Source organism: Rhizobacter fulvus, from assembly GCF_964020785.1.
Genome location: NZ_OZ224516.1, coordinates 680,449 through 694,688, shown reverse-complemented (window position 1 = coordinate 694,688; position 14,240 = coordinate 680,449). Strand labels below are relative to the sequence as shown.

Genomic DNA, 14,240 nt, shown 5'->3' with positions numbered 1-14,240 from the left:
TGAGCCCTTCGATCATGCGGCCCGCGAGCCAGCTTCAGGGGCGCTGGACTTACCCGGACGGCTGACGCGATGGCGAAAACGACCACCGGGGGAGGCGCTCGCAGTGATCGACCTGGCCTGCGGCCATGGCGCGAACCTTCGCGCGTTGGCGCCCGGCCTGGGCGGCGCGCAGCATTGGCGGCTCGTCGATCATGACCCCGTGCTGCTGGCTGCGGTGCCGGATGCCCTCGCGCAATGGGCGCGTCGGCGCGAATACCGGTTCATGCTCACAGGCGACGCGAGCGACGAACAAGGCATCGACATCGCCGGCCCCGACTTCCACGCCAAGGTCGTATGTCATCGTCTCGATCTGGCGCGCGATCTGGCAAGCCTCGATTTCGGCGAGATGCCACTCGTCACTGCCTCCGCTCTGCTGGACCTCGTGTCGGTGTCTTGGCTGCAGGCGCTGATACACCAGGCCCGGGCAGCCCGCGCCGCCTTGCTGTTCGGCTTGACCGTCGACGGTCGGATGGCCTGGAGTCCGACCGACCCGGGTGACGAACTTGTACACGGACTGTTCAGCCAACATCAGCGCCGTGACAAGGGCTTCGGGCCGGCATTGGGATCGCAGGCAGCCGCCGTCGCCCTGCAGCAGATGGCTTGCGCCGACTACAAGGCGCTGCAGACGTGCACCGATTGGGTCATCGATGGCGCGCTGGCGCCCGAGATGCAGCGCGCGATGGTCGAAGGCATGGCGGATGCGGCGCTGGAACAGGACCCGGCCGCACGAGACGCCGTGCAGTGCTGGAAGGCCCGTCGCATGGCTGGCATCATCGGCACCCGTTTGCGGGTCGGGCATGTGGATATCGTTGCCACGCCCGCCTAGGCCGACGTGCGCAGATCCAGATCCCAGAGATGATCCAGCCCCATTCGATACTCGTGGCACTCCGGGCGAGGGCAGTCGGCCAGGCGCGCCGGGCCCTCGAAGCGCAGGCCCGGTCGGCCGTCGCCAATGAGGATGGGCGCCACGGCCAGGTGCAGCCGATCCAGGCATCGCTGTGCGACAAAGCGCGACACCGTCACGCCGCCGCCCTCGACAAAGAGCCGCGTCAGACCGCGCGACTGCAGCGCCGCCACGGCATGCTCCAGCTGTGGCGTGGCGTCGTCTCGCAGCAGGTCGGTCACGGCCAGCACACGATCTTCACCGACCCGAGCCACGGCTTCGTCCCGCCACCGTGCATCGCACAGCCACAGCGTCGGTGCCTGCCCGTCATTGAAGACATGCGCGGTCTCGACATGGCCGGCAAGTCCTAAACGCGGATCGAGCAGCACGCGCGTTGGATGGGGGCCGGCCACCCGGCGGGTCGTCAATCGGGGATTGTCGGCCGCGACCGTGCCGGCCCCGACGATCACGGCGTCGCACACGGCACGCAGGCGATGAAGATGCAGCAGGTTCTCGGGGCCATTGATGAAGCTTGAGTCGCCGGTGCGCGTCGCCACGCAGCCATCCAAGCTCTGGCCGAGCTGGGCGATCACCCACGGCCCGCCCTCGCGCCGAACGTCAATCAAGGGCTTGAACAGACTGAACAAGTCCAGCGCTTGGGCGTCCCAGCGGCCGTGCAGTTGCCAGCCGATGTCGCTCACCCAGGTCAAGGTATCGTTACGCAAGGTCGACACATCGACAGGGCGACGCGACCTTGCAATGTCGAGGATGATCGGCCACAAGTCCGCAGCCGACCGGACATCGGCGTTCAGGGCGGTAGAACGCGCGGAATTGGACGAGGCATTCATACGGCGTACGACATGGGCGGCGGGTGGCAGGTGCGCAAGCCGGTTGTCTGGAGTGCGCCAGGGCATGAACGCCTGTCGGCGGCGTCGCAACGAGAACGTCGCCGCCATCGTACCCGTCGCCTCAGACCGGGGTGATGCGCCGGGTCTGCCGGGCCACGAGACGTCGCCTGCTCGTGAGGCGGGATCCGACACAATGCAAATTGCAGGGGCAGACTGGTCATGAATCCTCCTTCGATGAACCTCCAACAGGCGTGCCCTGAAGTCGCCGCCGAGCAGGCCGCGATCCGGCTCGACCGGATGCAGACGGAGTTCCGGCGCGGACGTCACGTGGTCATGGAGAGCGCCGATCCTTCTGCCCCCGTCGTGATGCTGGCCGCGGTGGAAACGCTGACTGCAGCCCGGTTGCAGGCACTGGTTCAGATCGCGGGAGCGCCTCGACTCCTGCTCACCGCAGAGCGCTTGCGGGCGATCGGCTGGGTGCAGGTCTCGGGTGCACGCTCCTTGCTGCTCGATTCCCCGTACACGGTCGAACGCGTGAAGCGGCTTGCTTCGGTCCTGCCCGGTGCAGCCACCACGTCGGAAGCCGTCGACCTGGTCGGTGCGCGGCCCGCCGGTCCGGTGCTGGAAGGGGCGCTGCGACTGACCAAGCGCGCACGACTCGTTCCCGCGCTGCTGGTGTTCGAACTCCACGCCGCGGCGCTGCCGGCTCTGCGGCAGGCTGAAGTGCTGAGGATCTTCGACACGGACGTGAGCGCATCCGCAGGGTCGGACTCCGACGTCGCAGCGGAGTTGATCCGCGTCAGCGACGCGCACATACCCATCGCCGCCTGCGATGACTGCACGCTCGTGTTGTTCCGCGAGCCCCATGGTGACGCTGAACACCTGGCCATCGTCGTCGGCCAGCCGGACCTCAGCCGGCCGGTGCCCGTGCGCATGCACTCCGCGTGCCTGACGGGCGATCTGCTCGGCAGCCTGCGCTGCGACTGCGGCGACCAGTTGCGGCTGGGCATAGAACACCTGGCCGAAACGGGCGGCGTGCTCCTTTACTTGTCGCAGGAGGGGCGGGGCACCGGTCTGGCCAACAAGCTGCGTGCCTACCGTCTGCAAGATGCGGGGCTGGACACCATCGACGCCGATCGCTACCTGGGCTTCAACGCGGACGAGCGTGACTTCGGCCCGGCGTTGGCGATGCTCAAGCAGCTGGGCATCCCACGCATCCGGTTGCTGACCAACAACCCGCACAAAATCGATTTCATGCGGCGCGGCGGCTTGGATGTCGTCGACCGGCTCGCGCTACTGGCACCCGTCAATGCGTTCAATGCGCGCTATGTGCAAACCAAGCACGAGCGCGCCGGGCACTTCGCGCAAGTACCACCGGCGCTGCCGGCGGGCGACGACCCAGGCATTGTCCCGGCGGCGGGCTAAGGCCGTGGATGCAGGGCGACCTCGCCCAGCAGCGTGACCAGCCGGTCCGCCCAGTGGTCCAGCAGGCGCTCGCCCTTGGCCGCTGTGGCGGCTGAAGCATTGCCGCATGCGCCGTCGGGGTTGACGTCCTGCATCATCCAGCCCAGGCCCGCCGCTTCTTCCAGGCCCAGCACGCCGCCCCGCGCGGCCAGTGACCGCCCCGACGACGGGAAGTCGGCCAGCGCCTCCTGCCGCACAAGATCAGGGCGCAGGTGGAGCATCACGGAGGTCTCTACCGCGCCGGCATGCAGGCCGTGTGTCAATTCGTCGGCGTCGAACAGACCCGTCGGCGTGCCCAGCGCAAAGCTGTGGGCGCGCACCACCAACATGCCGCAGTCCGCGCGCAAGCGCAGTGCAACCTGGTCGACATGCGCTCGCTGCCCGCCGTGACTGTTGAAGATCACCAGCTTGCGCACGCCGGCTCGCGACACGCTGTGCCCTATCGACAGCCACAGACCGAGCAAGGCCTGCAGGTCCACGCTCAATGTGCCTTTGAAAGCCGTGTGTTCGAGGCTGTCGCCCACCGTGAGTGCCGGCAACACGAGTACCGAGCTGTCGGCAGGCAATCGCCGCATCATCAGACGGACGATGCCTTCGTTGATGACCGCGTCGGTCGACAGCGGCAGGTGTGGCCCGTGCTGCTCGACGGCCGCGACAGGCAGAAGCGCTATCGTGCGATCTGCATCGACTGTCGCGAAATCGGTGGTGCGCATGTCCTGCCAAAAGGCCGTGGGCGCAATGGGCGCGAACTGCGATCCTGCCGAGCCTTTGTGCGGATTCATGGTTGCGCCATCGATTGAGATAGAGGCAGATGGTAGTTGCAGTGGCTGTCTGCCGGGTCTGACGGCCGTCCGTTGCGCGCGATCAACGACCCGAGGCGCAAGCCAACACGATGAGCGGTGGCACGCAGAAGCAGAGCATGAAGGTCAACGCCAGGACGATCGGCCCGTCGACGCGATCGGGCAGCTTGCCGCCATCCAGACGGTGCAGACATCGCCACAGCCAAGTGGCGCGAGCGAACCGAGAACGATGACGTCGCCAACCAACAGCCGGTCGCGTGAACGCCTGGATAGAGCCCTCCGTCATCGTCGAGATGCCGTGCCTAGACGCTTACCCTTCGGGGGTTTCGGCGCGGGTCCGACAGACCGCTTCGGGGCGGCGAGTACAGGGCCGAGGAGGTCGGTTCAGGGTCGACTCGCGCCGGCGACGACTTGGCGAAGCAGTCGTCAGCCCGCGATCGCCGCCCAAGGCTGGTTCCTGCAACGGCCGCAAACTGGTAGTCCCGGCGATTCCAACACGACGCGAATGGCAAGGAGCCTCGAGCCTGCGTTTAAGGCGTGTCGCCCACCGCAGTTTCAGGCCGATCCCGGACGCTTCGCTCGATCAGGTGCAGAGCAAGCGCGTGCTCAGACGGCAAGCCGGCGGCGAGAGGAGCGAATCAAACCCGGCCCTGGTCGTTGATGGCGCGACCGCGCCCGCCAGCAGCCTAGGCGGTTTCGCCCCAAGCCGAGGAGTCGATCTGCCCGACGCCCTGAAAGACAGGCCGGCTGAAGAGATAACCCTGCATCAGTTGAATGCCAGCCTCGGAGAGGAAGTCCCGCTCACCGGCCGTTTCGATACCCTCGGCGATGATCTTGACCCCCAAGTCGCCGCAGATTCGTACCAGGCCTCGTACGATGGCCTGCCGGGAACTACTGCGATCAATGTGTCGCACGAGCTCCATATCGATCTTGATCAGATCGGGCTGAAAGCCTGCCAGGAGCGTGAGCCCGGCGTACCCCGCGCCGAAATCGTCGATTGCCGTGAGCAGTCCGCAGCGCTTGTATTCGCGAAGAATCTGGGAAAGCCACTGGCCGTCCTCGACGCGCTCACCCTCCGTAACCTCAAAGATGATCCGCTCCAGCGGGAAGCCGTGCACTCGGGCAGCCTCGAGCGTCGTGCGGATACAGACCTCCGGCTTGTAGATGGCGTTGGGCAGGAAGTTGATCGAGATCCGCTCCCGTATGCCGAGCTGGGCGGCGCTCTTGATAGCCTTGACCCGGCAAGCTTGGTCGAAGCGATATCTGTTTTGCTCGTTGACCTGCGAGAGCACGGTCATCGCGCCCTCGCCGTTGGGGCCTCTCACCAAGGCCTCGTGTCCATAGACAGTGCGCGCGCCAACGTCGACGATGGGCTGGTACGCATAGTCGAACAGGAAGCCAACTCGTGCGGCCGAGCCGCAGTCGCCGCAGGCCCTGTCCTCGTCGTTCAGGGCCGCGAATTCGGATGCGGCCACCTTCATTCTGATCATTTGCTCGTCCTCGAGGTACCAGCGCCGACCTGTCGGTCGATCGCCCACTCATTCAAATCACTTCAACTCGTCACCGCAGTTCCGGCGACGGATGCCGCACCCACTTTCAGCTCTTCAACAAATCGCCGAAGGATGGCTACGGCCCGATCGCTTCGCTGATGGAGACTTGTCTCTGTGAGCACGATCTCTTGCGCGAAGGCGGACCGGGCCGAGCCCTCGATGTGGGCCATGGCCCATTGCCCGAACAGCCGCTCGTCCACCAGCGAGATGCTCAGCAATGTCGGCTCGCAATGACGCGGGTCCGCCAGAATTCGCAAGTACAGCGTCATCACCGGCCCCACGCAGCCCTCGATCACCTGCAGGTAGTGATCGCGGCCCGCGCAAAGAACCCCCGTGATGCCATCGCGCGAGTTCCTCTCGACGGATCCGGCCAGGATCGCTTGCAGCGTCCCTTCGTCGATGGTTTGGGTGGCCCTGCTGAGGTAGACCACTCGCAACAGGCTGTCCGACATCTCCTTCAACCCCTATAAGTCCCTTGGGCGCCTCGTCCCGGCATCGATCACGAATCTGCAGTCCTGGATGGTGAGGGTCGGCGGGCGGGTTCGATCCGTCGATAAGGCGTGCCGTCGCGCCTCTACTCTCGGTGGGTATGCCTTCGGACCGCGTTGACAGCGCCCAACTGGATAGACAGAGGCCGGGGCGAGCAACTCATGCAGATTGCCGCGTGACATCAATATCAGGACGATGACCTCGCATCGTCGCTGACGCTCCGCCGCGGCTCCGGCATGGCGCGTGAGGCGAATCGCCACGGGGGAGCCGATGCGGGATTCGATGCTCACGTAGGCAAACCGCTCGAAATGTCAGCGCTCAAGATAGAGATCGAGCTGTCGATCGTCAAAGTCGCGAGTACGCGCGTCGCTTGCAAGCCAGTTGCTCCGAGCGAACAGAAACTTGCGACACAAGGTTCGTGCTCTATCTGATGCGAGATGCGTTAGTCACTCCAGCCGAACGACCGCTTTCCAGCGGCCCAATCGGCCTCCGAAATGGACTGCTTAGGGTCGGGGGCGGTCGCCAGAGGAGGGCGACTATCGGCCAGGAGCCGTCGGTGGTGAACGACTGCTGCCCGCACTCGCAGCCTATTCAGGTGGCGAGCTGCTCGATTTCATCGGCGAACAGGTCGCCGTGTGAGCGGGCCACGTCAGTCCGTCCGAGCGTGGGTCTCAGTTGGCGCGCGTTCGCGTACGCCTGCCGCGCTTCGACCGTGCGCCCGAGTGACTGCAGGGCGAGCGCCTGCAGGACAGGCGCCAAGTAGAGCCTGGAGTCGCGAGCGGCGCTTGTGCGGGCCTCCTGCAGCGCCTCTTCGAAACGCCCGGCTCGCAGCAGGAACGTGCCGAGCGCCCAGCCCCAGAAGCCCAGGCGCCGATCGCGCGGACTGATGCGCATGCCATAGCGCATGCCCGCGATCCCCGCGTCCAGCGCGCCTTGCAGCGCCTGCGTGGCGCCCAGGGCCACGTGCGCCTGGGCATTGCTCGGATCGATGTCCAGTGCCCGCTCGAGGAGGCTGGTGCCCCGGTCAAGGTCGCCGAGATCCGCGAGTGCGCAGCCGGCGTAACCCAGCACACGGGAGTCTTGGTCGTCCAGATCCAGCGCGCGTGCGGCAGCCTGAAGCACCTCGGCGTTCATGGCCGCCGAAGGTTCGATGAGCCCGGTGTTCATGCCCAACGCCGTCAGCAGTGCGCGTTGGGCGTGCGCCAGCGCAAATGCGGGGTCGATGCCGCACGCGAGTTGCAGTTGCCTGCGCGCCTCGTCGAGTGCTGCTTCGGCCCACCCGTTACGGGCCAGCACGGCGGTCGCCTGATGGAAGCACCCCCAGGCATCGACGTCGTTGCTGCGGCGGCGGCGAATGAGTTCGATCTCTGCCCGCGTGAGTTCCGGCTCGAGTTCGGTGATGATGCGTCGGGCAATCGCCTCCTGCAGATCCTCCGCCGATTGCCGGTTGCGCTCGAAGTCGCCGGACCACAGCACGCGACCCGACGAGGCCTCGACGAGCCGTGTCGATACCCGCACTTCGTCACCCGTCGTCCGGACGTTGCCTTCGACCACGTAGCGTACGTCGAGTCGCCGCGCAATCGACGACAGAGCTTCCTGGCGCCGGCGGAATTCGAACGTCGAAGAACTCGAAATGACGAGGAAACCAGCAACGCGCGCGAGCAAGGCAATCACGTCCTCCACCAGGCCATCGGCCAGGAAACCAAGCGACCGGTCCTCGGACAGCGCGGTAAAGGGAAGCACGGCAATCGAGGGCTTGACGGGGGGCTGTTCTGCAGAGCCGGCGCTGCCTTGTAGCCCGGCGCTCCTGCCTTCCGCCGATGGAAAGACGAGGGTGCAGGGCGCCGTGAATCGATAACCCCGCCCCGGGACGTTCATGAGCGCGCCCGCGCCGACAACCCTGCGCAGGGCCGCAATCTGCTGACGCAGGTTGCTGTCCTCGACGACCAATCCAGGCCAGACGAGATCGAACAGCTCGTCGCTGCCCACGGTGCGATCGCTGCGCTGGATCAGCGCGAGCAGCAAATCGAAAGCGCGCGCCCCGATTGGCTGCGGTTGGCCATCGGCGAGCAGGGTTCGCTTGCCGGGATCTGCTTCAAACCTGCCGAAGACATAGCGCATGTGTGAGTGGCCCGGGGTCGAGCGGGCCGGATTCCGCCTGGCGCACGGTACACCGTCTAAGCCGCGCTGCCCCAGGCCACCACGAATTCGCTGGGCAAGCTGTACCGGCTGCCGTCTCGAAACGCCTCGATCGAGGCGAGGTATTCGGTCTGCACGGCAGCCCGGGTCGGCTCGTCGAAGTGGGCATGGGCGAGCGCGACCGCGCCGCCCAGGAACGCCGCATCGCAGGCGGCCTGTGCCGAGGGATAGTGCAACGTTGCCGGCACCCGGCAGAAATCGACATCCTTGAGTCCTGCCGACCGGAACGCAGCCGCCAGCGTGTCCCCGGTCCCGAGACGGAAGAACATGGGGCAGACGTCCGACTGCACCCGAGCGTCCACGATCCCGAAGATGCCGGCCCAGACGCAGGCGCGGCGCTCGCCCCAGACCGAAGCGACCATGCGGCCGTCCGCGCGGAGCAGGCGGGTTGCTGCCGATAGGGCAGTTTCCGGGTCCGGCACGTACATGAGACCCATGCCGCAGAGGACGGCATCGAAGTGCCCGAGCGGCAGCACGGCCGCGAGATCCTGGGCATCAGCGCGGACGAAACGGCAGGCGGGGGCACGCTCGCGAGCGATGGCGAGCATCGACTCGGAGATGTCGCTGCCGATCACCTCGCCGGAGTCGGTGACCCTGCGCGAGGCTTCCGCGGCGAGTACGCCCGATCCGCAGGCGACATCGAGCACACGCTGCCCCGGGCGCAGGCCTGCTCGATCCAGAACGATCTCGGTCGCCGGCTGCAAGGCCGACAGCCAACTCCTGTCGTAGTGGGGTGCGGCGCGGTCCCAGCCGGACCGCTGCACCCGCAACTGAAGCCGCGCTTCCATGGTGTCTACGGCAACACGCGAGGCGCGAACACGACCTGGCCGCTGACAGGCTGTGCCGCCTTGAACATGCTGAGGTAGGGGCTCAGTCGCTGGGCACGCTCGATCGCCTGCTGCACCACGTCCCTAGGCGCGTCGCAGTCCAGGTAGAGGGTGTGACGCAGCGCGACGTAGCCCGGACGGTCGGTCATGCCGAGCATGCCACGGTGATCGGAGTCGGCTTCGACCTCCACCTCGATGCTGCGCGGCTCAATTCCAGCGCGCGCCAGCTGCACGCTGTAGCCCATCGCCAGGCAGCCGGCGAGAGCCGCACGGCCGTGCACTCCCGGCGTCGGGCCCGCGTCGGTGCCTCCCGTGTCCGCCGGCAAGTCCATCGCGAATCGCCAACCACTCTCGACGACTTCGCAGTGGGCGCCATTCACCACTCGCGCCCGAGACAGGTTGGTTTCCAACGCCGCGGTGGGGCGCTTTGTGAAGACGTGGTCCATGCGATCGAAGGCGTCGCGAAGGCGTTGCGTGGTGCTCATGGCTGCTCCTGAATCGACAAGGTGATCCAGTCTTACGCCCGGCGCCAAGAGGCGCCATGAGCGCCGCGTGAAAACAAGTGAATTCGCCGCCACCAACTGCCGCTGAACGACGGTCTCGCGAGGTCGAATCGCATGACCTGTTGTTCAGCACTGGGTCGGACGCACCCGGTGGCGAGGGACTGCTTCCGAGTACCGCAACCCTAAGGGCAGCTTTGGGGCGGCGAACTCTGTAGCGGCCGGGTCATGCGCCGACCCATAGCGGTCTGACGGCTCGCTCTGAAGCTGCCCGTCGGCTGAGCCCGGGCGGGTCAAATTGTGCATCCCCACAGCGGTCGTTGGCGGACTCAAACAACCGGCCATGAGCGGCTGCTCGCCAAGGACCGCTTTGAAGCAATTCCATCGCGACTGCCTTGACTCTCTACAACTTGCATTCGGTCGCGCAGGTTTGTCGGTGAGGCCAATGCACATAGCCTCACCTACGAGAGCTCAGTCGTTTTGACCATCACGAGAATGCTACGAGCCAGCGATGCTTGGGACCCCAGCAACGGCATCGGGAACTTCGCTTCGCACGACCGACGGTACTTCCGTCGAAGGAGCCATTCGCCCTGAGAACGTGTTGAGAATGAGCTCAGCAGTTTCACGGGGAGCATCCCAATGCGGAAAGTGACCGCATCGTTCGAACCAGTGCAGTTGCGCGTCTGGAAACAGGGACAGTGCCCGCCGCGCTTGCCTCGGAAAACAGATCTTGTCCTGGCGTCCCCAACCGATCACGAGCCGTGCGTCGATGCTGCCGCGGGGAGAGCCTTCTTGTTCCCCGCCATAGGCCAGCTGACGCAGCAACTCGTCAAAGGCTGGTGCTTGCGCATAGCTGCGCATTTCTTCAAGGACGACTGCGGGATCGAGCGCCCAAGGCCGTCTGGAGAATTGCGCCAGCAAGACGCTGCGTGCCAACCTGCTGGCGGCGATGGCAGGCATAACAGGCTGCAGCATGCGCACCGCGCGAATCGAGAGCCACACCGAGGAGAAGAATGCGTGGCGCTCCCAACCGCGCCAGAAGCCTCCAGGGTCAAGGGAAACCACACTCCCGAGCACGCCGCCGCGACGCGCCAACTCAAGGACGAGTCGGGCGCCCATCGAGCTGCCAACCGCGTCCACGCCGCGCAGGCCCTGCGCGTCGATGAACGAGGTGACTGCATCGCACAGGGTGTGAATCGAAGTTTCACCGAGCAGCGGCGGCGTGGCCCCGAAGCCAGGAAGGTCTACGGCAATGACGTCGTGGCGTGCGGCCAGTGGTCCCCAGATGGTGGACCAGGACCGGGCGCTACCGCCCAAACCGTGGATTAGCAGCAGCGGCTTGCCGCTGCCGGATCGCAAATGATTCATCTTCATGGCGTTTACCTTCGTTGAGCATAGAGGTGGGGCAAATCTCTCTGCACCTCTTGGTAGCAGGCTGTGCGCGCTCGCGAGTCCAAATGCAAAGTCCCGGGCCACAAGAAAGCCCCGAAGGCCCGCGCAGCGCGAGCGCTGCCGGGCCTGACTCCACACTGCTCGAAGGCGAAACTATTCCTTCGCGGCGCCCACGTTCACCGCGTCTTCGGCGATCTGCGTCGTGAGTTCGTCGGCGAGGTACATGTCCTTGACGGCGGCCCTCAGCTGCTTGTTGTCGTCCTGCAGCTTCAGCGCCTTCGCGAAGGCTGCCACCGTGCCGAAGCCGGTGATGCCATAGTGAGTCATTCGCTGGTATTGCGCGATGATGACCGCGTCGAGAAGCGGACCTTTTTCGGGCGCATCTTCGATGATGTGCTTCAACGCTTCGCTGACAAGGCCCTCCATGCCCTTGCAGTGCTCCTTGGAGACTTCCTCGTCCTGGTTCGCGATCAGCGCCTTCAACAGGTCGGTGTGGCCCGCGATGCCCTTCTGCGAGGTCTCGAGCACGTCGCGCAGACGCGCATTCGTGGCGTGCGGGGCGATCTTCTTGAGCGCGCGAGTCATCTGATCATTCGCGGACCAGAGATCCTTGAGCTCTTCGATGTAGAGATCAGACAGGTTGGATATGGTGGACATGGATCGCTTCTCCTGAAATGTTGTCTGAGCCGAAAGGACACCGGCGTTGAACAAGTGCTCGACCTTGCGCCAGGCGGAAGGCGACGGCTGTAGGACGGAGCTCGGCTCGTCCGTGGGATGGAATGCAGAGCCCGATGCGGCCCGTTCGCATAGGGCTGGCGGTGTATGGACGGAAGGCGACGCCTGCTCAGCCTGTCGAGCACCCTGTGTCCGGAGATACCCGAACTGGCGAAGCAGAACGTCAGGCGCCAGTTCTTGTGGGCCCTTCATTGCCGCCAAGCGTCAAGGACGATGCCCTGCAGAGCAGAAGGGACTCGTCTTCGAAAGCACACATGGGGACCTGACCTTCCTCCAAGCGGACTGGCCCGCGGCCAGCCGTCTAGTCGGATAGCGAGCGACAGCTTTCCGACCACCTAGCGCTCAAATCGACTGACGGGTCTGGGTCGCCCAGCGCCGGTCGAGCGCGCGATCTCACCGTCGGAAAGCCGACCCCCAAATTGAGCCGCCGGATAACGGGGCGCGATCGGCTTCGGCTGCATCTTCGGCGTGCTGGCGTGGTCTCTCGTGGTGCTGCCGGTCGCGGCCAAGTTCCGCATGTCCTCGGTACCGGATTTCATCCTGCTGGAGACCGTGCTTCACGGCGCTGCAGTTCGCCGTCGTCTCGCCGCTGATCGCACTGGCCCATCGGCTCGGCGAGCGCCAGGCGACTTATGCTCTGTCGGCCTGATCGCGAGCCCGCGATACCCTTCGCCCCGCAGCTGGCCGAGAGGATGCGAACGGCTCTGCGAGCGCGCGCGGGGGTGGTCGAGAAGAAGATGTTCGGCGGGTGCTGCTGGATGCTTCACATGCAGTCCGGTACGTCGGCAGCCTTCCGCCTAAGTAGGAGAGGTGCCCATGCCAACCTGGTGCAGTTCCACGTCTCAAACCGCGGACCTTCGCCGACGTCGCTGAACCTGGCTGGAGGGGAGTGACGCTTCGCCGGCGCTCGCGGTGTCGAGCGCCGACAACCGATCGCGGAGGCGCCCGACCGCGAAGTCGATGAACGCACGGGTCTTCATCGGCAGCCGCCCCTGGCCGGGATAGATCAGGCTGGCGGGCGCCGCAGGCGACTCCTCATCGACCAGCACGCGTACGAGCCTGCCGTCCTGCAGCGCGGCGGCCACCTGGTAGGACAGCACCCGGGTCAGGCCCAGGCCGAGGACCGCAGCGTCGATGGCGGCGTCGGCGGTGGAGACCGCCATGCGCGAGTGCACCCGCACCTGCTGCTTCTGTCCGGCGGCATCGGCGAAGGTCCACGCGGTCGTGGCTTCCAGTCCATCGAAGGTGATGCATCGGTGTGTCGCGAGGTCGTCCAGCGATTGCGGCACGCCGAACCGCTCCAGGTAGGCCGAGCTCGCGCAGACCACACGACGGATTGTTCCCACCTGCGTCGCGACGAGGTTGCTGTCCGGCAAGGTGCCGATGCGAAGCGCCACGTCGACATGCTCCTCGATGAGGTTGACGTTGCGGTCGCCCAGACGGAGCTGTATGTCGACGTCGGGGTGCGCTTCCAGGAAAGCCGATGCCACTGGCACCACGTGCAGCCTGCCGAACACGATCGGTGCAGCCACCACCAGCTGGCCCTTCACGTTGGCGTAGGCCCCCGAGGCCGCGCGCTCGGCCTCGTCGACCTGCTCCAGGATCTGACGGCACGCGTCCAGGTAGTCGCGACCCGCGTCGGTCAGCACGAGCTTGCGCGTCGAGCGCGTGATGAGGCGCGTCTTGAGGTGCGTCTCCAGCTCCGCGAGCTTGCGGCTCACGGTCGCCAGCGGCACGTTCAAGCGCCGCCCTGCCGCAGACAGGCTGCCCCCATCGACGATGGCGGCAAAGACGGACATGGCTTCAAGGCGGTCCATTGTTCCGAAATATGAGAGGAAGATTCGCAGTCCTGCAGTCTAGTTGGCGTGCGCGGGAATATCTACATTCTCTTCACCGGCATACACCGGCCCCGCCAACCCTCGGAGTCCACACCATGTCCCGTCTCACCACCCCCGCCAGCATCGACGCCGCTCCTGCATCGGCCCGCCCGCTTCTCGAAGCCGTGAACAAGCAGATCGGCAGCGTGCCGAACCTGTTCCGTCTGGTCGCGAACAGCCCGGCCGCGCTGGAGGGCTACCTGGGCATGTCCGGCGCGCTGGCCAATGGCAGCCTGCCGGCCCAGACCCGCGAGCGCATCGCGCTGACCGTCGCGCAGATCAACGACTGCGGCTACTGCCTGGCGGCCCACAGCTATATGGGCAAGAACCTGGCGAAGCTGAGCGAGGCCGAGATCGCGGCCAACCGCCATGGCAGCTCGCTCGACCCGAAGGCCGACGCGGCCGTGCGCTTCGCGGCCAAGGTGGTGCGCGAACGCGGGAATGTGTCCGACGCCGACGTGCAGGCGGTGCGCATGGCGGGGTACGACGACGCGCAGATCGTCGAGATCGTCCAGCACGTGGCACTGAACACCTGGACCAACTACGTCAACTCGGTGGCACAGACCGAGATCGACTTCCCGGTCGCCCAGGCCCTCGCTGCCTGAGTCGTCAGCCCATCCCCGATGCCGTCTGTCTG

Annotated in this window: 13 protein-coding genes; 3 read left to right on the top strand and 10 right to left on the bottom strand. The window is 65.9% G+C overall.

What is annotated here, in order from left to right; all coding sequences use genetic code 11:
- The first annotated feature begins 103 nt into the window (after window positions 1–103).
- Entirely contained in the window at window positions 104–865 is a 762-nt protein-coding gene (locus ACWH49_RS03405) for a hypothetical protein (RefSeq protein WP_448170173.1), read from the top strand.
- On the opposite strand, the gene ACWH49_RS03400 is transcribed toward ACWH49_RS03405, so the two are convergent.
- The gene (locus ACWH49_RS03400) at window positions 862–1,878 is read right to left on the bottom strand and encodes a RibD family protein (protein WP_448170172.1); all 1,017 of its coding nucleotides are present in this window, start codon (window positions 1,876–1,878) and stop codon (window positions 862–864) included. The genes ACWH49_RS03405 and ACWH49_RS03400 overlap by 4 nt on opposite strands.
- Before the next feature lie 126 nt (window positions 1,879–2,004).
- On the opposite strand from ACWH49_RS03400, the gene ribA reads away from it, so the two are divergent.
- Entirely contained in the window at window positions 2,005–3,195 is a 1,191-nt protein-coding gene (gene ribA, locus ACWH49_RS03395) for a GTP cyclohydrolase II RibA (RefSeq protein ID WP_448170171.1), read from the top strand.
- On the opposite strand, the gene ACWH49_RS03390 is transcribed toward ribA, so the two are convergent.
- The 9 genes from ACWH49_RS03390 to ACWH49_RS03350 form a co-directional block, all read right to left on the bottom strand.
- The gene (locus ACWH49_RS03390; protein ID WP_448170170.1) at window positions 3,192–4,016 is read right to left on the bottom strand and encodes a creatininase family protein; all 825 of its coding nucleotides are present in this window, start codon (window positions 4,014–4,016) and stop codon (window positions 3,192–3,194) included. The two genes, ribA and ACWH49_RS03390, sit on opposite strands and share 4 nt — an antisense overlap.
- A gap of 704 nt (window positions 4,017–4,720) precedes the next feature.
- Window positions 4,721–5,524 carry an EAL domain-containing protein gene (locus tag ACWH49_RS03385; protein ID WP_448170169.1) on the bottom strand — a complete coding sequence of 268 codons (804 nt, stop codon included), beginning with the start codon at window positions 5,522–5,524 and terminating at the stop codon, window positions 4,721–4,723.
- A gap of 62 nt (window positions 5,525–5,586) precedes the next feature.
- A complete protein-coding gene (locus ACWH49_RS03380; protein ID WP_448170168.1) occupies window positions 5,587–6,036 on the bottom strand; it encodes a BLUF domain-containing protein in 450 nt (149 codons plus the stop codon).
- Window positions 6,037–6,664: 628 nt separating this feature from the next.
- Window positions 6,665–8,194: a winged helix-turn-helix domain-containing protein gene (locus ACWH49_RS03375; RefSeq protein ID WP_448170167.1), complete on the bottom strand. Its 1,530-nt coding sequence runs from the start codon at window positions 8,192–8,194 to the stop codon at window positions 6,665–6,667.
- Window positions 8,195–8,250: 56 nt separating this feature from the next.
- Window positions 8,251–9,060 (bottom strand): methyltransferase domain-containing protein, encoded by an 810-nt coding sequence (locus tag ACWH49_RS03370; RefSeq protein ID WP_448170166.1) that lies wholly within the window; start codon window positions 9,058–9,060, stop codon window positions 8,251–8,253.
- Window positions 9,061–9,065: 5 nt separating this feature from the next.
- Window positions 9,066–9,584, bottom strand: a complete 519-nt coding sequence (locus tag ACWH49_RS03365) for an OsmC family protein (RefSeq protein ID WP_448170165.1) — start codon at window positions 9,582–9,584, stop codon at window positions 9,066–9,068.
- 513 nt (window positions 9,585–10,097) lie between these two features.
- Window positions 10,098–10,973 (bottom strand): alpha/beta fold hydrolase, encoded by an 876-nt coding sequence (locus ACWH49_RS03360; protein WP_448170164.1) that lies wholly within the window; start codon window positions 10,971–10,973, stop codon window positions 10,098–10,100.
- Window positions 10,974–11,144: 171 nt separating this feature from the next.
- Complete coding sequence (locus ACWH49_RS03355) at window positions 11,145–11,702, bottom strand: YciE/YciF ferroxidase family protein (protein WP_448170163.1); 558 nt, start codon at window positions 11,700–11,702, stop codon at window positions 11,145–11,147.
- An 866-nt stretch (window positions 11,703–12,568) separates the two neighbouring features.
- The gene (locus tag ACWH49_RS03350; RefSeq protein WP_448170162.1) at window positions 12,569–13,543 is read right to left on the bottom strand and encodes a LysR family transcriptional regulator; all 975 of its coding nucleotides are present in this window, start codon (window positions 13,541–13,543) and stop codon (window positions 12,569–12,571) included.
- A gap of 116 nt (window positions 13,544–13,659) precedes the next feature.
- On the opposite strand from ACWH49_RS03350, the gene ACWH49_RS03345 reads away from it, so the two are divergent.
- A complete protein-coding gene (locus tag ACWH49_RS03345; RefSeq protein WP_448170161.1) occupies window positions 13,660–14,208 on the top strand; it encodes a carboxymuconolactone decarboxylase family protein in 549 nt (182 codons plus the stop codon).
- Window positions 14,209–14,240 lie beyond the last annotated feature (32 nt).

Bases quoted from the DNA above. Each gene is read 5' to 3' on its own strand.
- ACWH49_RS03370 (WP_448170166.1), bottom strand. From the start codon at position 9,060: ATGGAAGCGCGGCTTCAGTTGCGGGTGCAGCGGTCCGGCTGGGACCGC.
- ACWH49_RS03400 (WP_448170172.1), bottom strand. From the start codon at position 1,878: ATGGCGGCGACGTTCTCGTTGCGACGCCGCCGACAGGCGTTCATGCCC.
- ACWH49_RS03365 (WP_448170165.1), bottom strand. From the start codon at position 9,584: ATGAGCACCACGCAACGCCTTCGCGACGCCTTCGATCGCATGGACCAC.
- ACWH49_RS03390 (WP_448170170.1), bottom strand. From the start codon at position 4,016: ATGAATCCGCACAAAGGCTCGGCAGGATCGCAGTTCGCGCCCATTGCG.
- ribA (WP_448170171.1), top strand. From the start codon at position 2,005: ATGAACCTCCAACAGGCGTGCCCTGAAGTCGCCGCCGAGCAGGCCGCG.
- ACWH49_RS03350 (WP_448170162.1), bottom strand. From the start codon at position 13,543: ATGGACCGCCTTGAAGCCATGTCCGTCTTTGCCGCCATCGTCGATGGG.
- ACWH49_RS03380 (WP_448170168.1), bottom strand. From the start codon at position 6,036: ATGTCGGACAGCCTGTTGCGAGTGGTCTACCTCAGCAGGGCCACCCAA.
- ACWH49_RS03345 (WP_448170161.1), top strand. From the start codon at position 13,660: ATGTCCCGTCTCACCACCCCCGCCAGCATCGACGCCGCTCCTGCATCG.
- ACWH49_RS03360 (WP_448170164.1), bottom strand. From the start codon at position 10,973: ATGAAGATGAATCATTTGCGATCCGGCAGCGGCAAGCCGCTGCTGCTA.
- ACWH49_RS03375 (WP_448170167.1), bottom strand. From the start codon at position 8,194: ATGCGCTATGTCTTCGGCAGGTTTGAAGCAGATCCCGGCAAGCGAACC.
- ACWH49_RS03385 (WP_448170169.1), bottom strand. From the start codon at position 5,524: ATGATCAGAATGAAGGTGGCCGCATCCGAATTCGCGGCCCTGAACGAC.